This is a genomic window from Paenibacillus rhizosphaerae (genome assembly GCF_014192015.1).
Classification (GTDB): domain Bacteria; phylum Bacillota; class Bacilli; order Paenibacillales; family Paenibacillaceae; genus Paenibacillus_AQ; species Paenibacillus_AQ rhizosphaerae.
Genome location: NZ_JACHXJ010000001.1, coordinates 1,491,546 through 1,513,588, shown reverse-complemented (window position 1 = coordinate 1,513,588; position 22,043 = coordinate 1,491,546). Strand labels below are relative to the sequence as shown.

21 protein-coding genes are annotated in these 22,043 nt (G+C 53.3%); 3 read left to right on the top strand and 18 right to left on the bottom strand.

Features of this window, described 5'->3' with window-relative positions:
• Positions 1–87: 87 nt before the first annotated feature.
• Genes FHS19_RS06555 through FHS19_RS06520 form a run of 8 tightly spaced genes read right to left on the bottom strand, consistent with a single transcriptional unit; the run spans position 88 to position 7,650 of the window.
• Positions 88–438 carry a 4Fe-4S binding protein gene (locus FHS19_RS06555; protein WP_183580318.1) on the bottom strand — a complete coding sequence of 117 codons (351 nt, stop codon included), beginning with the start codon at positions 436–438 and terminating at the stop codon, positions 88–90.
• Positions 435–2,045 carry an FAD-dependent oxidoreductase gene (locus tag FHS19_RS06550; RefSeq protein ID WP_183580315.1) on the bottom strand — a complete coding sequence of 537 codons (1,611 nt, stop codon included), beginning with the start codon at positions 2,043–2,045 and terminating at the stop codon, positions 435–437. The genes FHS19_RS06555 and FHS19_RS06550 overlap by 4 nt, the downstream gene beginning before the upstream one ends.
• 32 nt (positions 2,046–2,077) lie before the next feature.
• Complete coding sequence (locus tag FHS19_RS06545; protein ID WP_183580311.1) at positions 2,078–3,100, bottom strand: ABC transporter substrate-binding protein; 1,023 nt, start codon at positions 3,098–3,100, stop codon at positions 2,078–2,080.
• 27 nt (positions 3,101–3,127) lie between these two features.
• A complete protein-coding gene (locus FHS19_RS06540; protein ID WP_183580308.1) occupies positions 3,128–3,460 on the bottom strand; it encodes a 4Fe-4S dicluster domain-containing protein in 333 nt (110 codons plus the stop codon).
• Positions 3,457–5,058 carry an FAD-dependent oxidoreductase gene (locus FHS19_RS06535; RefSeq protein WP_183580305.1) on the bottom strand — a complete coding sequence of 534 codons (1,602 nt, stop codon included), beginning with the start codon at positions 5,056–5,058 and terminating at the stop codon, positions 3,457–3,459. The genes FHS19_RS06540 and FHS19_RS06535 overlap by 4 nt, the downstream gene beginning before the upstream one ends.
• 36 nt (positions 5,059–5,094) lie before the next feature.
• Positions 5,095–6,012, bottom strand: coding sequence for an ABC transporter permease (locus tag FHS19_RS06530; RefSeq protein WP_183580302.1), 918 nt, complete (start codon positions 6,010–6,012; stop codon positions 5,095–5,097).
• A gap of 33 nt (positions 6,013–6,045) precedes the next feature.
• Positions 6,046–6,837: an ABC transporter permease gene (locus FHS19_RS06525; RefSeq protein WP_183580299.1), complete on the bottom strand. Its 792-nt coding sequence runs from the start codon at positions 6,835–6,837 to the stop codon at positions 6,046–6,048.
• Positions 6,838–6,873: 36 nt separating this feature from the next.
• Complete coding sequence (locus FHS19_RS06520) at positions 6,874–7,650, bottom strand: ABC transporter ATP-binding protein (protein WP_183580297.1); 777 nt, start codon at positions 7,648–7,650, stop codon at positions 6,874–6,876.
• A 242-nt stretch (positions 7,651–7,892) separates the two neighbouring features.
• Here FHS19_RS06520 and FHS19_RS06515 point away from each other — a divergent pair, with 242 nt between their 5' ends.
• Positions 7,893–8,363: a GNAT family N-acetyltransferase gene (locus tag FHS19_RS06515; protein WP_183580294.1), complete on the top strand. Its 471-nt coding sequence runs from the start codon at positions 7,893–7,895 to the stop codon at positions 8,361–8,363.
• A gap of 38 nt (positions 8,364–8,401) precedes the next feature.
• Here the strand turns inward: FHS19_RS06515 and FHS19_RS06510 are convergent, their stop codons facing one another.
• Positions 8,402–8,902 (bottom strand): GNAT family N-acetyltransferase, encoded by a 501-nt coding sequence (locus FHS19_RS06510; protein ID WP_183580291.1) that lies wholly within the window; start codon positions 8,900–8,902, stop codon positions 8,402–8,404.
• A 98-nt stretch (positions 8,903–9,000) separates the two neighbouring features.
• Entirely contained in the window at positions 9,001–9,444 is a 444-nt protein-coding gene (locus FHS19_RS06505; RefSeq protein ID WP_183580288.1) for a DUF5348 domain-containing protein, read from the bottom strand.
• A 420-nt stretch (positions 9,445–9,864) separates the two neighbouring features.
• Here FHS19_RS06505 and FHS19_RS06500 point away from each other — a divergent pair, with 420 nt between their 5' ends.
• Positions 9,865–10,653, top strand: coding sequence for an AraC family transcriptional regulator (locus tag FHS19_RS06500; protein WP_183581480.1), 789 nt, complete (start codon positions 9,865–9,867; stop codon positions 10,651–10,653).
• 47 nt (positions 10,654–10,700) lie between these two features.
• Here FHS19_RS06500 and FHS19_RS06495 read toward each other — a convergent pair whose 3' ends face one another.
• Positions 10,701–10,865 (bottom strand): hypothetical protein, encoded by a 165-nt coding sequence (locus tag FHS19_RS06495; protein ID WP_183580285.1) that lies wholly within the window; start codon positions 10,863–10,865, stop codon positions 10,701–10,703.
• A gap of 239 nt (positions 10,866–11,104) precedes the next feature.
• On the opposite strand from FHS19_RS06495, the gene FHS19_RS06490 reads away from it, so the two are divergent.
• A complete protein-coding gene (locus tag FHS19_RS06490) occupies positions 11,105–12,025 on the top strand; it encodes a nucleoside hydrolase (RefSeq protein WP_183580282.1) in 921 nt (306 codons plus the stop codon).
• Between the two features lie 517 nt (positions 12,026–12,542).
• Here FHS19_RS06490 and FHS19_RS06485 read toward each other — a convergent pair.
• From FHS19_RS06485 to FHS19_RS06455, 7 genes are all read right to left on the bottom strand, one after another.
• Positions 12,543–13,424 (bottom strand): glycoside hydrolase family 43 protein, encoded by an 882-nt coding sequence (locus FHS19_RS06485; protein WP_183580279.1) that lies wholly within the window; start codon positions 13,422–13,424, stop codon positions 12,543–12,545.
• A gap of 12 nt (positions 13,425–13,436) precedes the next feature.
• Positions 13,437–15,050 carry an MGH1-like glycoside hydrolase domain-containing protein gene (locus tag FHS19_RS06480; protein WP_183581479.1) on the bottom strand — a complete coding sequence of 538 codons (1,614 nt, stop codon included), beginning with the start codon at positions 15,048–15,050 and terminating at the stop codon, positions 13,437–13,439.
• Positions 15,051–15,256: 206 nt separating this feature from the next.
• Positions 15,257–16,585, bottom strand: a complete 1,329-nt coding sequence (locus FHS19_RS06475) for an ABC transporter substrate-binding protein (RefSeq protein ID WP_183580276.1) — start codon at positions 16,583–16,585, stop codon at positions 15,257–15,259.
• Positions 16,586–16,693: 108 nt separating this feature from the next.
• Positions 16,694–17,536: a carbohydrate ABC transporter permease gene (locus FHS19_RS06470; RefSeq protein WP_183580273.1), complete on the bottom strand. Its 843-nt coding sequence runs from the start codon at positions 17,534–17,536 to the stop codon at positions 16,694–16,696.
• A gap of 3 nt (positions 17,537–17,539) precedes the next feature.
• Positions 17,540–18,454 (bottom strand): carbohydrate ABC transporter permease, encoded by a 915-nt coding sequence (locus tag FHS19_RS06465; protein WP_183580270.1) that lies wholly within the window; start codon positions 18,452–18,454, stop codon positions 17,540–17,542.
• Positions 18,455–18,516: 62 nt separating this feature from the next.
• Positions 18,517–20,121: a helix-turn-helix domain-containing protein gene (locus tag FHS19_RS06460; protein ID WP_183580267.1), complete on the bottom strand. Its 1,605-nt coding sequence runs from the start codon at positions 20,119–20,121 to the stop codon at positions 18,517–18,519.
• Positions 20,096–21,922 (bottom strand): cache domain-containing sensor histidine kinase, encoded by a 1,827-nt coding sequence (locus tag FHS19_RS06455; RefSeq protein ID WP_183580264.1) that lies wholly within the window; start codon positions 21,920–21,922, stop codon positions 20,096–20,098. The genes FHS19_RS06460 and FHS19_RS06455 overlap by 26 nt, the downstream gene beginning before the upstream one ends.
• Positions 21,923–22,043 lie beyond the last annotated feature (121 nt).

Below are 22,043 nucleotides of genomic sequence, written 5' to 3'. Positions count from 1 at the left end.
AAGAGTTTGCAGTACGCCAAAAGCCACCCTTGTTAGGAAACAGGATGGCTCCTCACACGATCATGACAAATGCTTCTAAACTTCATATTAGCTTTCCTTCGGCCGGTGGGTTTTCGTAAATTGTTCGAAAAACGGCGTGGTATCCCGCGCGGCCATCGTCGTTTCACTGCCTGGTGTCCAACCCATTTCAGCCCTCCAGCTGCCGAGCCATCCTTGATGCAGCAAAGCCTGTTCGCTGACCTCCACAGACCGATCCGCATATGGCGCAACGTACAATGCATCAACAGGACAGTACGCTTCGCACATAAAACATGTCTGACAGTCTTCCTGCCTGGCGATCACGAGCTGTCCATCCTCCATATCAAACACGTTGGTCGGACAGACCTTCACGCATATCGAACAACCGATGCACCGCTCCCGGCTGACCAGCTCGATCATAAGACCATCCCCTCCTCCGGCGTGAGTTCGGATGAATGGGGGACCTTTTCCGCCCGGATGTGGATTCGGTCAACTCCCGACACCAGGATGCGGTGGGTTTGGCGGGGATCCAGCCGGGGGTATTCCGCAAGGGCATGTAGACCGCGGCTCTCTTTGCGCGCAAGGGCGGCTGAGTACATCCATCTTGCGGTAGCCACCATGCCTGCCGCTTCCCGGGCACGGACGCGATGACGGTGATCGTCAGATACGCTGTCATGCAAAAAGGGAACAAGCCCGTGCAAACGGTCGAGAGACGCCCTGATGACCGGTTCACTGCGGAAAAAGTTTATCGAGAGGGGAAACACTTCGCTCTGAACAGCCGAGATAATTTGTGGGACGTCCATCAACCGGCCGGCGTCCGAATGCTGCACCAAGCCGTATCGGCCTGCCGGCATCAGATTCCGCTTACCGGTATCCCCTGCTTGGGATAAAGCATACTCGGCTGCACCTTCACCCGCCCAGTTTCCGCTGCATATCGCCCAGGAAGCGTTATACGCACCTCCGCCTGAAATGGCGCCCGTTACTTTCTCGCGGGAGGCGGCATCGCCCGCCGCATATAAACCGGGAACGCTCGTACGGCAATCGTTCCCGGTGAGCCGCAGCCCTCCCGTCCCGCGCATCGTCCCTTCGTACCGGAGCGTGAGCGGAAACTTATCCCGGAACGGATCGATGCCTGCGCGCTCAAGGGGCATAAAGAAAATAGGATGCGCGTGACGAAGAAACCGGCGCTTCTCCTCCGTGTCGGCCAAATTGATCGAGGCATACACCGGTCCATTCAAAAGATGCTGCTGCAGGCTGCCGAAAGCGCGGTCACCTCGGCCGATCACGCGTCCTTCTTGATCATAAAGCGTAGACCAAGCCAGCATTCTCCCCCGGGTCACACTGCCAAAGGCTGAGCTAGGCGCATATTGGCGGCTGAATTCCATCCCGGAAAGCTCGGCTCCCGTTTCAGCGGCCATAAGCAGCCCTTCGCCGGTCAGTACGTTGCAGCCCAATCCATTGCTTAGAAACGCGCACCCGCCGGTAGCCAGAACCACCGCATTGGAGCGAACTTCCCATTCTTGGCCCGTCAGCCGGTTCACGCCCCTTGCTCCTCCGACGCCATTCGCATCGCGGAGCAGCTCCAGCGCAGGGGATTGATCCAATAGGCGCACACCGGCCTGCCGGACCGCCCGGCGCATCAGCTTCATATATTCGGGGCCGTGCAGATGCGTACGGAGCGGATTGCCGTTATGATCTTTCGGAAAGGGATATCCCCATTCTCCGACTTTTTCCAAATAGGTCTCCACCTCATCCAGGACCCGATGAATCCAGGCGTTCTCCGACAGGTAGCCGCCTGCCTTGAGCCTGCTCTGCACGGCATCTTCCCGCAGCTCGACAACCGGAGGTATCACCAACAGGGTGGTTCCTCCGGGGGCCGTCGCTCCGCTGCTGCCCAAGAAGCCTTTATCCGCAAGCACAACTCTGGCTCCCTTGGACGCGGCTCTCCATGCCGCCCAGGCTCCGGCAGGTCCGCCTCCCAGAACCAGTACATCCGTGGTTAATTGAATATCTGCCTTGGGTGCCATAGGCGCCTTCCCTCCCGTCGTCTTGTGCGTGGTTATTTCAGCACCCAGTCGTTCATATCAAAATCTTTTTTCGCCAGCTTTTCTTCTACCAGAAAATTTTTCGTTCCCTCAATTAGTTTTAAGCCCTCATCGGTAAAGGGCGTATCCTTAATCTCGCTGATCGGGCTGATCTTCTTGACAATATCCGGAGTCGTTCCCTGCGCATCCGCGACAAACTGGTAGTATTCGTCTTCATGCTGCTTTAAGTCATCCAGCGCCTTTTTACGCGCTTCGTTCCATATTTTTGGAAAGTCGGGGAATTGGGCCAGAAAAGCGTCGGACACGACGGTAGCACTCGTTCCAATGAGATCGGGATGCTTGGTGGCATCGTCAAGCAGCGGATAACCTTCGTCAATTTGCTTCATCGCCTGCACGCCGTTGTTGGTCAACGCGTCAACATCTCCCCTTGCCAAAGCAGCCTGCGCATCGGGAATCAGCATGTGGACCAGCTTATAATCCTTCACGCCCTCCTGCTTGAGCAGGCCAACGACATAGCGGTGCATAAAAGATCCCTTTTGAATGGCAATCGTTTTGCCTTCCAAATCCTTGATGGACGCAGCTCCGCCTTTTTTCGCAAACAAGTACCCGATGGAATAGGTCGCTGGCTGGGAAATCAAGCGTGTTTTCGCACCGGATGCATAAGCGATGATCGCCGGCGTATCGCCAAGGCTGCCCGCGTCCAGCCGGCCGCTGACTAACGATTCCGTCTGGTCGGGTCCGTTGGGGAAGCCGGTCAGGTTCACCTGTGTAATCCCATGCTTCTTCAGTTCCTCCTGGATAATCCCTTTATGGAATCCCCAGCCTTCAGCTCCGCTTGACGGAACATTTAATGTATTGATCCCGATATAGCCATAATTGAGGACCGTCGGCTTATCCGCAGCAGCTTCGGCAGCATCCCCGGAGCGCTTGGACGGTGAGCAGCCCTGAACGACGATGACGGCTAGCAGACCTGCCAGAATGACAGCCGACTTCCAAAAGCGGCCGTATTGGGTGTGTTTATGACGCGTTGTATTCATGATTGGCTCCCCCACTTTAGTCGATAATTAAAATCCGCTCCGCTTCGACAGCTGATACATATATTCGTGACTGGCGACAGGCTTGCGGCCTTTTCCCCAGCCAACCTTTTCCCGGTATCCCCCCATGAAGCCTTGTTCTGACAGCTCGCTTTCCGTGACACCGATAACCGACTCGGATTCCGGGGCGACATACAAGGCGTCAACCGGGCAGTACAGCTCGCACATAAAGCAGGTCTGGCAATCGCTTTGCCGGGCGATGACGGGGATCCCGTCAACAACACGTTCGAATACGTTGGTAGGACACACGGACACGCATTGATTACAAGCAATGCATTTGCTTTCACTAATAACTTCGATCAATGGATGACGACCTCCTTACGGACTTGTTCCGGACGAACCCACAATTGGTCCAATCCGCCTGTGATCAGACGGTAGTGCTGATTGTCGTCCATCCCGGCAAAATCGCTGCGTTTATGCATGCCCCTGGATTCCGTCCGGGCCAATGCGGATGTATACATCCAACGGGCGGTTGCCGTCATGGCTGCCGCTTCCCTTGCTTTGACGCCGTCCACCGTGTGCTCAATAGCCTGCTCCCGCTGGTCATTCCATAAGCCGTTCAGCCTGTTCAAGGATTGGGTCATCACCTCACCGGTCCGGAACAGGTTGCGGTCGTAAGGTTTGACCTCATCCTGAACGGCCTGCACCCATTCCGCTGCCCGGCTTGGTTTAACGCTGCCCTTGCCTTCCTCAACGATCGGCTGGGTGGACTTTCGCTCTAATTTGCGGCTTCCATCATCGGCACCCAGCTTCTTGACATAGGCCGCCGCACCTTCTCCGGCGAAGGAGCCGGAGGACATGGCCCAAGCCGCATTGTGGCTTCCTCCTCCGGTAAACCCGCCGCAAATCAGCTCCCGTGTGGCGGCGTCGCCTGCCGCGTAGAGCCCGGGCACATCGGTTGCGCAGAGCTCATCCGCCAGCCGGATGCCCCCGGTACCTCGGACCGTCCCTTCCAGACGAAGCGTCACCGGGAACGGGTCCGTGAACGGATCGATGCCGCGGCGGTCGAACGGTAAGAAAAAGTTGGTCTGGCCCACCCGAAGCAGCGGCTTCAAATGCTCCGGTGCCTGATCCAGAACGGCATAAACCTGCTTGCCTTCCATAAGGTTGCGCGCGATCACGGAACGCCCCCGCTTGGAACCGGCTCCTTCGACAATCGTGCCGTCTTCGTAATAGAAGCTGGCATAGCTGTAATAAGCCGTCTTGGTCACGGACGAAAATGTAGGACAAATCGCGTAGGCGTTGGAAAATTCCATGCCGGACAAATTTGCACCGGCTTCAGCGGCCATCAGATAGCCGTCGCCTGTGAGGACATTGCAGCCGAGTGCCTTGCTGAGGAAGGCACAGCCGCCTGTGGCGATCACAACCGCTCCGGCTTCCACCGTCCACGGAATACCCGTCTGCGTATTGACGCCCGCAGCACCTCCCACGCCATGCTCGTCGGCCAACAGCTCCAGCGCCGGGCTGTGATCCAGAATCGTCACGCCCGCCTTCCTGACTACTTTGCGCATAAGGCGCATATATTCCGGCCCCTGCAGGCTGCGCCGATGCTGATTGCCGTCGTCATCCAGCGGGAACGGGTACCCCCAGCCTGCCAGCTGATTCATATTGGCATAGGTGCGGCCCAGCACCCGGTTCATCCAGCGGTGTTCCGCCAGCCTTCCGCCCAAGTCATAGCGGCTGGCTTTGGCTTCTTCCCTCAGCCGTTCATCGGGCTTCACATACCACACTCCCGTGCCTGAAGGCGCTGTTGCTCCGCTGGAGCCGCAATACCCTTTATCGGCCAGCACCACTCTGGCTCCCTTGGCTGCTGCCGTAACGGCGGCCCAAGTTCCCGCCGGTCCCCCGCCGATCACCAATACGTCCGTTCTCAAATGCTGCGCCTGTTCCTGAATTGCCATTTGACACGCCTCCCATTCTTTTATTCGGAATTGGATTTAACCTCGGTAAGCATCACGCCAATGAAGCCATCTGCGCTCCAGCAGACGAACGAGCGAATCGATCAGCTTGCCTACAACCGCGAAGATGAGAATGCCGACAAAAATAACCGGGGTATCCGAGTTTTGCTTGGCTTCATTGATCATAAAACCGATACCGGCCGTGGAACCTACGAGTTCCGCAACGACCAGGCTGATCCACGATACGGCCAGCGACAATCTGACGCCAAGCAGGATACTCGGCAGCGCCCCGGGAACAATTAACCGCGTGAACCGTTGATACGGCTTGAATTCGAGCACCCTGCCCACTTCAAACCATTTACCGTCCACTTGGCGAATTCCCGCGTATGTATTGATATACATGGGAAAAAAAGAACCGGAAATAATGATGGCAATCTTGGAGGTTTCTCCAAAACCAAACCATAAAATGATCAATGGCGCGATGGCCAAATGCGGAACCAGCCGCAGCACCTGGATGCTGGGATCGAGCAAATACTCCGCCTTGCGGAACATGCCGGTAAAACATCCGAGCACCAGTCCAAGCAGCCCTCCGATCGCAAAACCGAGGAGCGTACGCTGTATACTGACTCCAATATGGTAGGCAAGGTCACCCGAGGCAACGAGATGAATCAACGAATTCAGAATGACCCACGGCGTCGGCATGAACTCGGGAGAAATCCAACCTGCACCGCCTGCCCATTGCCATAACACCACCACAACAACCGGTATCACGGATGCCCATAATAGATCGGCCCACCAGCTCTTGGTGCTCCTCGGCTGCCTGTTCGTTTGGACGATATCCTTTGCAGCTTTAACTGCACCCTCCCCAGCCTCGGGATGTGAATGCGGAGGTGTATGGATTTCTCGTTCTTGTTTAACCGTTGTTTGCGGAATAGGTATTTCGCTCTGCAAGCTCATTTGAACACCTCCTTACCTGTTATAGCTTTCCTTTCACCTCAACAGCCTGCGTTCCGCCAGCCGAACGACATAATCTGTGATGAGTCCTGCGGCCGCAAACACGATAATGCCTACGAAAACAACCGGCGTATCGGCAAACTGGCGGGCATCGGACATCATATAACCGACCCCCGAGGTTGAAGCAATCAATTCGGCCACCACCAGACCCAGCCACGATAACCCGATCGATAACCGGGTTCCCAGGAGAATGTTAGGGAGCGCCGCCGGGATCACCAGCCTTCTGATCTGCTGGATGCGGCTGTACCCGAGCACACGGGTCACTTCGAACCATTTGTTATCCACATTCCGGATACCGAGATAGGTATTGATATAGAGCGGAAAGAAGGCCCCTTTGGCAATCAACAGAATTTTGGATTCCTCGCCTATCCCGAACCAAAGAATAAACAGCGGCACAACAGCAAGGCTCGGAATCATACGGATCATCTGAAGGGTTGGATCAAGCATCTTTTCGGCCTTCGCAAACAGACCGACCAGCAGTCCGAACAATAGTCCGAGGCCTCCTCCGAGCGCAAATCCTGCAAGTGCCCGCACGGCGCTGATCCGGAAATGATCCCATAAATCACCGGACTGGACGAGGCCGACAAAGGCTTTCAAGATCTCGAGCGGCGTCGGAAACAGCAGATCGGATATATACCCCATCTGTCCGAGGATTTGCCACAGAACAAGGATGCCTGCCGGCAGGATCAGCCCCAGCCCGAGAAGCTTCCACCTTCCGAAGCCTGTTTTTAGGGATGGACCTGCTGATGCTGAAATATCGTGACTCATACAACCACCTGCCTTCCTGACAAGAGTAAAAATTTTTTATATACCGGCCCCATCTGTAAGCTCCAGCTCATTCATTGAGTCCAGCAGCTTAAGCACGCGGAGCCGAAGCTCTTGAAAGGATGACGTCGTTTTCTTTCGGGGATAGGGTAGATCGATCGGCACGATGCTCTTGATTTGACCCGGCCGCGGCTTGAGAATGACGACCCGGTTGGCCAGAAAAACCGCTTCATCAATGTCATGGGTGACAAAAATCATCGTCGTCTGATTTCTGCGCCAAATGTCCAGCAGCACATCCTGCATATGCGCCCTGGTGAACGCGTCCAATGCGCCGAACGGTTCATCCAGCAGCAGCACCCGGGGATTTCGCAGCAGTGCCCTTGCAATCGCCACCCGTTGGGCCATCCCTCCGGACAGCTCCTTGGGATAGGCCTTCTCAAAACCGCCAAGTTTGACCAGTTCAATGAGATCGTCGACCTTGCGTCTAATCTCCGGATCACGCAGTGACAAATCCGCAGCAATATTTTTCTCCACGGTTAGCCAAGGAAATAGACGATGCTCCTGAAAAATAAATCCTTTGTCGATGCCCGGTCCCGTAATTTTCTGGCCGCCTAGCGTAATGGTGCCGGAATACTGTCCGTCCAGCCCGGCGATGATGCGCAGCAGCGTGCTCTTCCCGCATCCGCTCGGACCGATGACCGTAATGAACTCTCCTTCCCGGATATTCAAATCCACTTTGTGCAGTGCTTCAACACGTCCTTTGGCCGTATCAAAGTTTTTACTCAGCGCCGTGATGTCCAGCAAAGTCTCCGCCATATCGCCTCTGCCTCCTCTAGGAATCTAATCATGCCGACAGGTTAAATAATTAATATCCCATCCGTTTACTGGGAGTTATGACAGCACTTTATCATTCTAATTCCGATTCAACAAGTAGGGATTAATAATTTCAATTGCTAATTCAAATTTCTGATCCACTGTCTTTGGCGGGGTATACAGAATCTCCGGTTAGGTCGTATGATAGTACGGTAGATTGGTTTTCAGTAATGGAGGTTGTCATCATGTTCATCCGAGAAATCGAGGAAAAAGACAATAAGCCGGTCGAGCAGCTGATCCGGACATGCTTGATTGAGTTTGGAGCGAACAAGCCCGGAACCGCATGGGCTGATCCCGATCTGGGGAACTTTTATCACGTATACCGCCCTGAAGGATCAAACTATTGGGTTGCTGACGATGAGGGCCGTATTGCCGCCGGATGCGGCATTGGACCGGTGCCGGGCTTTCCGCACATTTGCGAACTGCAGAAAATGTACGCCTACAAAGAAGCCAGGGGAACGGGGATTGCGGCGGAGCTGCTGCGGGTTGCGCTAGATTTTGCCAAAGAGCGTTACGAACAGTGCTACCTTGAAACCTTCCACAACATGACGGCGGCCAACAAATTTTATCTCAAGCACGGGTTTGTTCCGTTGGACAAGCCGCTGAGTGCGACCGAGCATTTTGCCTGTGACGCCTGGTATATCAGGAAGCTGTAACAGCAAAAAAGCACCCGTGCAGGGTGCTTTCATTCGTTTTACACGATCGGTTTTTCCATCACATAATCATCCATGACAAAACCGTTTCCGATATCCGCTACTTGCGTACGCACGGTTTTGAACCCTTTTTTCTCATATACCGCGATCGTCGAGTCGTTATGCCGGTTCACGGTAAGCCAGATGGCGCTTAAGCTCCGTTCTTTGCACAGAGCCTTCAGAAACTCCATGGCCCGGCTTGCGTACCCTTGTCCCCGGTACTCTTTGGCAATGTAAAATTTGCTCAGGAACAGCTTGCCCTCATCCTGCTTGACGCCGATATACCCAATATGGGCTCCGTCGACATTGATGAAGTAATACTCGTATCCCTGATGATGAATTTGGTCGGTCATCGCAGAAACCGATTGAAATTTGTCGACCATATAGTCAATTTGTTCCCTTGAGATGATGCGGATAAAGTATTCGTGCCAAATCCCGAAGGCTAAGTCAGCCAGAGCTGCAATCTCCTCTTCGGTTTTGACTTGAGTTAACGTCACTTCCACTCACGCTGCCCCCTCGTTCCCAGTGCTTAAAGCTGCTGCCATTCTAGCACATCTCATCTTCTCATGACAAACGCGGGGCGCTCGATACACCGCGCTCTCTATTCGGAGGGATACTGCTTGATCCTTACCGTTAGACCCTCTAAGTCAAGTCTGGGAAAACCAGTCAAAACATACTCCCCACCGCACAATTCGACACCGCTTTCAATCCATTCGGCATCCTGTTCCGAACTGCGGAACAACACCTCGACGACAGATCCTGCAGTTAATACAGCGTCTGCGTTTTCAATGACATACTGCCCATCACCGTTCTTAATTAACATGCCTTGGGCAACCACCCGGGCCCCAATGCCTTGAATCATTCGGCGGACGGCGGACAGCTCGTCTTCCACTTTGGCGAATGTCGTACAGAGATACATATCGTCCGGATCAGCCGGATCAAAATGCTTACTCCACGTGCCATCAATCTGCCGCAGGCCATGGATAATTTCTTTCAAATTGGATTCCAAGTTGAATAGTTCCTGTAGTACCGTATCCTTCGTCATGCGAACCCCTTATCCGTTAAAATTTGTTGACCCTCTATCATCAAAAACGTTTTCTTAGCATGGCAATTCCAGCGTGAAAATCCCAGCATGCAATCCTAGCAAACCTGATAGCTCAACATTTCGGTAATCGCTTACAAAAACGGTTTGATCGAACGCACCATTCGTGATATGGTACTCATGGCTGTTCCTCAATACGATGATAAAATTTGTAACAAGTAAATAGGAATTGGCACATTTTTAATCATGTTATCCGGCTTGCACTGACTGGTGGTGGTTGGATTCCCTCATTACTACTATGCTTATTATAAAATTAAACCATTTTTAGAATCCATAGAGCAACTAAATATTATTTGTAATTATTAAATATGGCTTTCATCATGCCGGCCGATCGTTCATTAAAACGGAAAAGGGGTGATCCGCATAAATTTGGAGAGGCTGCAGCATCTCGTTCCCGACGTCGTTTTCTTCGTAGACAGACGCTGTTTTCCGCAATGGGAAATTATTCGCCAGACGATCGACTTTCAGGATTTGACGTTTGTTGTCGAAGGAAAATCCAATTATTTTATTAACGGAGTTAAATATACGGTGGAAGCCGGGGATGTGATTTACATCCCCGTGGGCAGCGTCCGCGAAGCATACACGTTTACGGACTGTCCCATGCACTCTTATGCGTTTAACTTCAAATGGCTTTCTTCCGGTGAATCGGAAGCGCTGCCACTTCAGACGGTGACGAAGAACCTCATCACGAGCGAAATTCTGGGTTACATCAAGCAGTTCACCCAGGTATGGATGCGCAAGCATCCGGGCTATATCATGCATGCAAGAGCGCTGTTTATGCTCATCGTCCATCATGTCCTCATCACCAACGCCTACCGCAGCGATGCACAGCACCTTGTTGACCCTCGCGTCAATAAGGTGCTCGAATATATCATCGACCATTATCCGGAAGATCTGCATTTAACCGGCATGGCGGACATCGTTAACCTGAACCCCGTCTATTTCGGCAAATTGTTCAAACAAGTTACGGGATATTCCTTTAAGGAATATGTGAACCAGATCCGGATCAACCAGGCGGAAATGCTGCTGTCCACCGGAGGCTTCACGGTGACCCAGGTTGCGGACCGCTGCGGATTCCATGATATCTCGTATTTCAGCAACGTATTTAAGTCGATCAAAGGATATCCTCCTTCAGCCGTATCAAAGTCATAACAAAAAAAGCTGTGACGAATCACAGCGCACGGAACAAACTTTTGGACTCAAAACGATAAAATACGTTCAATCACTCGGATCAGCATACTAAGAGCATTCTCCGCGAAATAGATCGAGTGATCGATCAGCCGCCCGAAGCAGGAGATCAGAATGACAAACAGCATGACGTATAGCAGGATGTTCAATAGATGGTTTGGTTGTTTCTCTTCCATACGGTTCACCTTCTCTTTCCCTTTCCTATTTATTCAAAGTATACATGTGAACCGGTTTGCCACCTATTGATTTGACTTACACCTGTCTTACAGACTTGTAAGTTCCGGGGGAAGAGCTGACACCTATAGTAGAATTAAAATAAACATGCCTTGAACCAGCCTGCCTGCCCATTTCTGTGATATATTGAGGTTAAAGATGGAAATTCAATAGCGGAATGGAGAAAAGGAGGACGTAAGGCGTGACCACATTTCCTCATATCCCGGACAATGAGCGGATCAGACGTCTGGAGCATCCTGGAAGACCGGTAAGAATCGTTTTGGATACGGATACCTTTAACGAAATCGATGACCAATTTGCTGTCATCTATGCCATGCAATCAAACACCAGCGTTACTGTCGAAGCGTTGTATGCCGCCCCCTTTTACAACGAACTGTCGGAAAGCCCGTTAGACGGCATGGAAAAAAGCTACCAGGAAATCGTTAAAATCCGGCAGCTTGCCCAGCGGGAAGATATTCCTGTATACCGGGGATCAGGAAGCTATCTACCCGGCCCCGATATGCCTGTGGAAAGTGATGCGGCACGGGATCTGGTCAGACGGGCTCTGGCCTCACCGCCGGACGATCCGCTGTATGTCGTTGCGATCGGAGCCATCACGAATGTGGCCTCGGCCATTCTGCTGGAACCGGAGATTATTAACCGGATCGTCGTCGTATGGCTGGGCGGCCATTCGCTGCATTGGCCGGATACGCGAGAGTTCAATCTCGCGCAGGATCTGCATGGCTCAAGGCTGCTGCTCGGCTGCGGTGTACCTCTTGTTCTTGTCCCGTGCATGGGAGCGGCCTCCCATCTCCTGACGACCCTCTCGGAGCTGGAAACCCATATTAAGCATAAGGGAGAAGTGGGACAATATCTCTACGACACGTACCGGAATTGTTCGCCGGATCATTACGCGTACTCCCGTGTCATTTGGGATATATCCGTAATCGCCTGGCTGGCTGTTCCGGAAGCTTGCCCCAGTATTTTGGTACCCAGCCCGCGCATCTCTGAAGATTTCCGTTGGGTGAATGACCCTACGCGGCATCAGATCAGATATATTTATCATGTGAACCGGGATGCCGTATTCCGCGATTTGTTCAGCAAGATTGCCGAAGCGAAATAAAGAATGAACTACTTCTCACCATTGTTCTCATGAGCTGTTGCTTCCTTTACAGGAAGTATTCGGCTCTTTTTTAAGATAGAAATACAGGTTTCGGAGACACGGCTGCCTTAGTTCGCAAGATAACAACCGCTAAATGCGGTCTGTCTCCCTCGCATGTTTGTCGATAAAAGTTTTTCTAATCATTCGACAAAAATCTTGATTAATTTCCGATATTCTGTTTAATTATAGTTGATTAATGATCATGCACGGGGGTGACCATTCCAAATTGAATAAGGATTTAATTCTTTCTGCAGTTGAAACGAATACAAAAATTACGATTCATCTGGTGAGCGGAGAGTTCTATACCGGAATTTGCCAAAGGACCGACGACCCCAGGACATTCGTTATCGTTTCCACTGACCGTAAACCTGTCCTCGTACCCTTTTGGACCGTCAAACGCGTTCAACGGGTTCTTTCATAAAGACTTTGCCAGTATGAGTGGCAGAGTCTTTCTTTAAATGATCGAATTTGTAAATTTTCAGAGGAGCTGAATCCGTCCCTCTGTTTCCACTATCCGCAGAAATAACGGACGTTCGTCAGGTGTACGGTTAGGAGCATGAATGGTCAATACAAGCTGCCCGTTAAACGTCCGGAATACCATGCCGTGTCCCCCGTCATTGCGATACAGCGCTTCCGGCTGATGAATCCATGGTCCAATGACGTCCCCCGTCGCCGACCGTGCGACGCCCAGCGCATACCGGTTGTCGATAAAGCTGGCCCACAGCATGTATACATGACCGGATTCACCGCGGAACAAAAAAGGTCCATCCGTGACATAATTGGCCGTATCCTTGTATCGCGGAGACTCGTAAGGTGTCGCCCACGGCGCTTCAGACGCCCGAAACAGCGTGACAGGTTCTCCGGCCGGCTCGGATAAATCGGTGCTCAATCGCATCGCGCACACTTCGCCGTCTCCGATCTGCTGCCATTCATGGCAGAAGATCATCCACGGCTGCCCTTCTGCGTCCATAAACAGACTTCCATCCAATGAGCTCCAGGCTTCCGGAGTGACAGGGCCGCGGCTGTGAGGCACGAAAGGACCCAACGGGCCGGATGCCAGCAGAACCGCCGTACCAAGAAGTCCGTTATCGCGGCGGCGAAAGGTGGCGAACATATAGAACTTATCTTGCCATGCATAAACCTCAGGTGCCCAAAAATTTGTATCGGAATAAAAATCGCTACCCGGCCTGAATACGGGGTACGGCCCGTCCCAATCCTCCAGATCGTTGCTCAAATAGGCGTCGAATCCGGTCCCAGGTCCCCAAATATTGGCATCCGTGCTTCCGTATAAATAATATTTGCCTTCCTCTTGGAGAGGTAATACAAACGGGTCCCGAATTTGAATTTCCTTCCTGTTCATGACAAGACCTCCTTAAGAAAAAGTAGGATAAAGGATGCCAACATCTCTGGCTTGTTTCAGTCCCCCCTGACTGTACCTGAGATACTCATTTCCTTTGACGGAAAATGGGATGCTCCGGCCTTCCCATTCCAATCGGCCATTGACCGTCCGCACACTCATCCCAACGATACCCAGCAGGCTTCCCTGCCGATCCGTAATGACCCGGACACCGGAAGGGAACGTCATATAGGCTTGGCCCTCCCGATACATAACAGACTTGTCCCGCAGGTTGACCAGTTCATAGAGCACCCTGTCTACGGATCGCGCGTAAGCCGTTTCGCCGGCGACCTCCTCCCCGTGATCCATCGCAGACGGGAGGAGCCCCGTAAACCAGACTTCCCCATCGGGTCTGGGCAGAATTCCGCAGAGCCGCTCCACGTAGTCGAGCAGGCACAGGATGGCAGGCGAATACGCTTCGGTGAAGCCCTCCTCCCCCGTCCAGGGACTGACGGTCTGCGCGAAACGCTCGGCCCTGGCTAATGAACACAAGATCGGCTGCATTGCCCATGTCAGCTCGACATGCCGGTGATGATGCTCAAAGGCATGCGGAGCCCGGATCAGGCTGAGAAAATTCGACGGTCCCGCCCAGCTGTTGTAGCTGGAGAACGGGTCGAACCGCGGATCATCCATCGCCAAGGAAGTAAACGGATATTTGGCAAAAAACTTGCGCGTGTTGAGCAAATATCGCGACAGCATGTCATCAAAGAATTCGCGGTCACCGACTTCACACGCGAGTACACGCAGCAGAATATCGGACTGAACACGGACAAATCGGTCCTGACGGTCACGGTCGTAGAAGAAGGCGTCTTCCTCGTCGAAGCAGTACCGAAAGAGGTGGTCAACACTCTGCTCAGCCTTGGAGATCCACCCATCACCTGGTAAGCCCAGCTCCTCGGCGATTTTGGCTAAATATAAACGCTGACAATATACGTTCGCCGTAAGGTCCGGCGCCAGAAACGGCAAAACAGGCGAATCCGGATCATACCGGCACGGATCGTTCCGGTGCGGCGTATCCGGAACATGCCAGAAACGCGGCGACAGGTCATGGCCCGTATCGAAAGCGGAAAATGCCTCAACGCAGCCGGTCCCCCGGGTATTGCGATACGTGTCTAGCCAGCGGTCATAACGCTCCATTGCTTGGTACATCATTCGCAGAAACGCTTCATCCCGCCCTTGCAGCAAATAATGATTCCAGACGCTGCGGGCAAGCGGAGTCACGAGCTGAATTTGGCGGTAAGCCGGCCCGCCACCCGTAATTTTGTAAGGGAGCAGCCCATCGGCCCGCTGGTGTACCGCAAAGGAGCGGAACGTCGATTGGGCCACGCTCGGCAGGAAACGCGACAGCAGCTCCGCATTGATCGTGCCGGTGCTTTCGAGCCAGCAGCCAAGGTAAATCCCTCCTTCCTGCAGCATCGGGATGCCGTCTATCATGGCAATGCAATCATGCAGCCTCCGCAGCCCCTTATAATAGACCTCCTCCAGCCTGCCTTCGGATGCGGCAAACCGGACACCGCTCCGTTTCCATTCGGCAGCAATATCCGGGTCCGGCGCTTTACCGGTTTCCCCAATCCGCTGTTCCACGTTCATCGACCTTAATTTTTTTAACAGCTCCTTCTCATCCACAATCGTTCTCCTCGCTTTCTGTGCTAACTTATATCAAGAAACCTATCGGGGTACCTTCTAAGCCGGATCTGATACTTTCTTATATCGAAAGAAAGCCCCGTCAAGGTCGCACCGAAACGGAGGACCCATCGGGGGCATCTTTCATTGGATCGGCGACACAACCGCAACGCTTACTGATTGCTTTGGAAAATTTTCACCGTACCCGCATAGAAGTCGGTCACCGCTTTTTCCACGCTTTCTTTCCCAAAGCCGATCAGCTGGACCGTATTATCCGCAAGCTTGATAAACTCGGCGTTCCCCGGCGGGTTGTAGCTGATGGCAAAAGGCTCTTTTTTGTTCGCTTCGGACACGCGGCTCGTGAAATCATAGACGATCTTGTCTGCAGCGCTGGCCTCGGCCTCCAGCGTCTTGCGGCCTTCCGCCGTTACCGGAACACCACGGTTGCTGCCCAGGATTTTTACCGCTTCCGGATCGTTGATCCAGAAGTTCATCAGCTCGGCCACTTCCTTCGGATGCTGGGTCTTCGCATAGCCAGACATGCCCTGGCTCGATTCAAACACCACACCGGTTCCTTTCGGACCACGGGGAACTTGTACCATCGTCAGCTCATCCTGAGTCAGGCTCTGGTACGAAGCCAGCATATTGGAAGGGAGCAGGGTCATCGCTACTTTTCCTTTGATGATCAGAGACTTGCTCGCATCATTCGGCGGATTGGAGACCTGAAGCTCCGGCGTGACCACGCCTCCTGCCTTCGACGTTTGATCCCAGTACTGGAACCATGGCAGAATATCGGCTTCCTCAAAACCAAGCTTGTTGTTTGCCATGTCATACAGCTGCTTGCTGTTCTGCTTCAAATAAATATCCATGCCGTCGGTCGTGAAATTGTAAGTCCCATAGTAGCCTTTACCCAGCTTATCGGAAATTTCCTTGCTGATCCGGGCGTAATCATCCCAGTTCCAGCCGTCCTGCGGCACTTCGATGCCCGCTTTCTCAAAGAGTGTCTTGTTGATGACGATCCCACGGGCGTTGGCACCTGCGGAAATGTGGACAAGCTTGCCGTTGATCGTTCCGTACTGCACCATCGTCGTGTCCATATCGTCGAGCTTCAGCTCATTGCCTTTATAAGGCTGGAGATCCAAAAGGACGCCCTTGTTGGCGTAGTCCACCACATTGCCTCCCAGAAAAAATACGTCTGGAGCCGTTCCCGAAGCCAGCTGCGTGTTCAGCTTGTCAAAATATCCGTCCTGCGGCGCGAACTCGCCCACGACTTTAATGTCCGGATGCTTCTGCTCGAACAGTTCAAGCGCCTTATTCGTCAAATCCGCCCGCGCCTGGTCCCCCCACCACATCATCCTAAGCTCGACCTGGTCACCTCCGGAATTCCCTTCCCCACTGGATACGCTGGATCCGCTGGAAGCGGCCGGGCCGCCAGAGCTGCCGCATGCCGACAGCAGCACAGTCATGGACGCCAGCACAGATATGAACCATCTTTTTTTCATGTTCATTTCTCCTTCATCGCTATAAATTATAAAGCGTTTGCACAACTCTCCGTCTCGCCCCAGACTGCTGCTTTCTACATTGCAATCTACCCGGTAGCAGTTTTGGCGTTATTTGAGCCCTGTCGTCGCAATACCTTCCAGGAAGTACCGCTGGAACATCAGGAAAAGCAGCGTGATCGGCAGCAGCGACAGCACGGAAATGGCGAGAAGCGCCCCCCAATCGGATGATCCCGACGGATCGTACAGCGCCCGGATGCCGAGCTGCACCGTAAACAGCTTGATATCGCTGATGTAAATCATCTGGCTGAAGAAATCGTCCCACGTCCAGATAAACGTAAAGATCGCGGTTGAGATGAGCGCCGGAGTCAGCAAAGGCAGAATGATCCGCAGGTACAACTTCCCCTGTCCGCAGCCGTCGATCGTCGCGCTTTCGTCCAGCTCCCGCGGGAGCCCGCGTATGAACTGGACCATCAGCAGAATAAAGAAGGAATCGTGCGCCAGCCATTTGGGCAGGATCAGCGGGGCAAACGTATTAATCCAGCCCAGCTTGCTGAAAATGATATACTGCGGCACAAGCGTCACATGGTACGGCAGCATGATCGTCACCAGCATCAGCGCAAACCATACCTTTTTGAGCTTGAACTCGAGCCGGGCAAAAGCATAGGCCGCGAGCGAGCAGGTCACGATATTACCCAGTACGCAGAGGATGGAGATGAGCGCCGAGTTGCCGAAGAAGCGGCTGAACGACACGCCCTGAAAGCCCTTCCAGCCATTTTTATAATTATCAATCGTGAAGCTGTGCGACCATAAACCGGTATCGGTAAAAATCGCTTGATTAGGCTTAAAGGAGCTGCTGAGCAGCCACAATACCGGATACAGCATGGCCAGCCCCACCAACACGATCAGCACGTGTCTGATCACCCGCGAGTAAGTTCCCCTCATCGTCAACATGGCTTACCTCCCCTCTTTCCCATCGCCGTAGAACACCCAGAAGCGCGACGTGGCAAAAATGATACCCGTAAAGACGGCGATAATGAGCAGCATGATCCAGGCGAGGGCCGACGCATAACCCATATCGAAATAGGAGAAGCCCTTTAAGTACAGGTACAATGTGTAGAACATGGAAGCATCCAGCGGCCCTCCATGACCGTCGCCGATGACGTAAGCCGGTGTAAACGCCTGAAATGAATTAATGATGCTCATGATCAGATTAAAAAAGAGAACGGGCGTCAGCATCGGCAGCGATATACTGAAAAACTGGCGTATTTTCCCGGCACCGTCCACTTGAGACGCTTCATACAGATCGGCCGGAACCTGCTTCAGCCCCGCTAAAAAGATGACCATCGCCGAGCCGAACTGCCAAACCGACAGGGTGACGATCGGGTAAATCAGGTAATCCGGGTTGGCGATCCATGCCGGCCCGTCTAGTCCGAACCAGCCGAGGAACGCGTTAATGACGCCTTCACTGTCGAAGATTTGCCGCCAGACGATGGAGATCGCAACACTTCCTCCGAGAAGGGACGGAATGTAATAGACGGTCCGGTAGATGCCCAGTCCGCGAATTCCCTGGTTCAGTGCCAGCGCCACGAGCAGCGCAAAAATGATACGGAGCGGTACGGACAGCAGTACGTACACGAACGTCAATTGCAGGGAGTGCGTAAACGTCGCGTCATTCGTAAAGATCTGCTTGAAATTGGCGAAACCGATCCATTCGGGCGGGCGAAGCAAGTTGTATTTGGTCAGGGACAAATACAGCGAGCCGAGCATCGGTCCAAGCGTGAGGCAAAAAAAGCCGATGAGCCATGGCAGCAAAAATGCGTACGCCGTGCGGTTGTGCGTATGGATCGGCAGCCTGCGTGATGTTCGCATCGCGAATCCTCCTTCTGATGTTGGTAAGAACATCATAAGCAAGATACGGCGCACGCTGAATTCTATTTCTTCGGCTCTTCGCTATCAATTTTTTCAGGTAACCTCTCGCGGTAATCGGAAGGAGAAACGCCGTAAACCTTTTTGAATTTCGAGCTGAAGTAGCTGGCATTGCTGAAGCCCGTAAGTTCGGCTATATCCCACAGACTGAGCTGGGTCTCCTCCAGCAGCCGGATCGCCTGCGTCATCCGCACATCGGTCAGGTACTGAATGAAGGTGCGCCCGACCCTTTTTTTGAACAATTCCGAGAAATAAGAAGGATGATAGTTAAAACGGGCTGCCATATCGCTTAAGTTCAGGTCTGTTGCATAGTGGTCGTCAATATAACGGCGGACGGATTCGATCAGATTGACATCGGCAGCTTCAGCGCCTTCTTCTCGCTGCCTAACGATGTTCCGGGCGATCCCTGCAAGAAACGAGTATGCCTTATCCACCGAATCCAATGAATACGCCAGCTCCGGCCGGATCCACAGCTGCTCTGCGCTCTCGATCGTGACGAGCAAATCGCTCGCAGCCGACTCCAGAGCCAGGTACAGCTGAAAAATGATTTTCACCCGACTTGCCACGGGCCCTGTAAAAGCCTGCTGAAGAATGGGGCGGACAGCCTGCTCAAACGCAGCATATTCACCTTTGGCCAAATACCGTTCGATGACTTTGATTTCATCCGCGCTTATTGCCGTTTTGTCGGTTGATTGGGGAAGGGATTCGGCCGGCAAACGGCTGTCCGTATAGTTCCAGGCCACGAGCGATGAAAGGTAGCCATCCTTCCAAGCCTTGAAGCCTGTTACGGGTTGTCCGATGCCGAAGTCCAGCTCAAAGTCCAGCATCCGCTTCACTTCCGACCGGAGATGATCGCCAAAAGAGAACAGCCATTCTACGGACTCCGTGGTGACCACATGAATCAGCCCCGGATAGTGCCCATCCCGGAAGCACTCACAAGTTCCGGCTGCGTTGTCTGCCTTTTCACGGGAGATCATTTCCAGCGGGAGCAGGAATTGATCGGGTGCCCGATCCGTCCCATGTAAGATATCCCTCACTTTCAGGCCTAGGGTCATAAAGCGTACTCGACGTTCCTCCCACCCGCCAAGCCCAAATTTGCGGGCGCGGTCCGTAACGACGCTCTCTGGCCCGGATTCCCAGCGTACGAGCCTAAGGATAAATTGCTCCTTCATTTCCCTGTAATATTGTGACAGCTCCCACTGAGTTTTGGCCTCGAGTTCCGCTTTTTCCCGTTCCCGGTTCAGCTCGGCGGTGACGTTTTTCAGGACGGAATTCAGCTCATCGCGGGCAACCGGCTTCAGCAGGTATTCGCTCGCCTGGAAGCGTAGCGCGGCCCGTGCATATTGAAAGTCCTCATAGCCGGTAATGACGATGACCCTGACGTTCGGGTAACGTTCCCGGCACACTTCCATAAACCGAACGCCCCCCATCAGCGGCATGTTCATGTCGGTAAGGACGATCTCAATATCACCGTTCTCCAGGAGGGACAGCGCCTCCATCCCGTTCGAGGCTTCGCCGGCCAGCGCAATCCCAAGACCGTCCATGTCCATCTTGAGACGCAGACCTTGGCGGATTTCCGGCTCGTCATCCACGATCAATAAACGATACATCGTTATGCACCTCCCGGATCGGTAACATCAGTTCAATTCGCGTTCCTCCGCCTGGTTTCGCATCCAGATGAGCCTCGAACAATGAGCCATAATACAACCGGCACCGTGCAAGCACGTTCCCGAGTCCGATCTGCCGTTCCCGGCTGGCCAGAATTTGGTCCGGCCGGGCATCGGCCGCTTCTTTCAGCACCGCGCGGATCTGTTCCTCCGTCATCCCAGGCCCGTTGTCCGTGACGGACATGACCACATGGCCGTCCCTTCGGTATACCCTGACGGATACACGTGCTTCGGTCCGATGCGCAAAACTGTACTTGACGGCGTTCTCGAGCAAAGGCTGAAGAATAAACTTGACGCAGGCGGCATGCTCCGGCAGCCCGTCCTCTTCCATGGACAGCCAGAGCCGGTCCCCGAAGCGGATGCGCAGGATGGAAGCATAATCATGAACGTATTTCAGCTCCTCCTTCAAGGCGACCAAATCGTCACTGATCCGCAAGCCGAAGCGCAGCATTTTTCCGAGCGACTCGATGACCTTCACGGTATCGTCCGTACGCCTCTGTATCGCCAGGCTGCTGAGCAGCTCCAGCGTATTGAACAAAAAATGCGGATTAATCTGCATCAGCAGCGCCTTATATTCGGCCTGCTGCCGGAGCAGCTTCAGTTCAAATTCGGTTTTGATATGCTGCCGCAGCCTTCCGACCATGTTGCGGAATGTCGCTGTGGCAAAGCCGACCTCATTTCGGACGGTGCCTTCCATTGGCAGCCGGCTCTCCGCGCTGTCAAAATCTCCACGCTGCACATGCCGCATAGCGGAGACTAGCCTTGACAAAGGCCGCGTAATTCCGTTCGACAGCCAGAAGGCAATGAACAGCGAGACCAGGAGCAGTACCACCGCCAGCACCATAATACGGTTGCGCAGCTTAAGCAGTGGTGCATACAAGTCGCTCTCCGGAACGATCCCGACAAGCATCCATCCGTTTTGGGCCAGCTTTTTGTAAACGAGGATTTGTGCGTCACCCTGGCTGTTCCGGAAATAGACGACGCCCTGCTTGCTTCGCCCTGCCTGCGCCCTGGCAATCTCATTCTTGGCGAGGCTGGCGCTCGTTTCATAATCCGCTTGGGTCAGGAGCGGGCTGCCGTGCTGATCGATTAAATACATCGTCCCGCTCTCTCCCAAATGGATCCTGCTCAGCGGCTCCAGAAAATAATCGGCGCTCACGTTGACCTTCAGCACCGTTTTCGCCTGCTTCGGTTCAAATGCTCCGATCGGCATCAGCATGCTGACGACCGGATGGTCGCTGCGGCGGATTTTCAATTCCACGTCGTCGGTGTGCGCCGGCACCCAGCGGACCGTCTCATCCCGAAACTGCTTGTACCAGGACTGATCGAGAAAGGAGCTTTCCTTGATAACCTGGTTGTCCATGCTGACCCACACGCCTTCCCGGCGGTACAGCGCGACCGATGAGATGCTGGTATAACTATTGGTCGTCTGCGTCAGAAACTTGCTCATCTGGATATGGGCAAGCATTTTCTCCCCTTCCGTTGCCGAGGAATCCGACACGATGTTATCCCAAGTATCGGTCTGGTCACTGTTAAAGACCAGGGATGCCAAGTCATAAATTTGCGTCTGCACCATGTCGATATAGGAACCGTATTCGTTCATTTTCTCAAGCGCGGACGATTCAATATAGGAACGGATAATCGATCGTGATTCGTTAAAAATGAGAAGGGACAATACACCGAACGACAAAACGAACAACAATACGAAAAATAATATCAGCCTGCTTCTGAGCGAGTAGAACATGACGAACCTTCCTCCCGTTAATTTGACAGCGCTTTCGCGATGCTGCTGAACACATCATACCAAATCAGGTTCATCCCTGTGTGCCCATGCCCTTCCATCACACCATTCCGGCAGCAGTAAG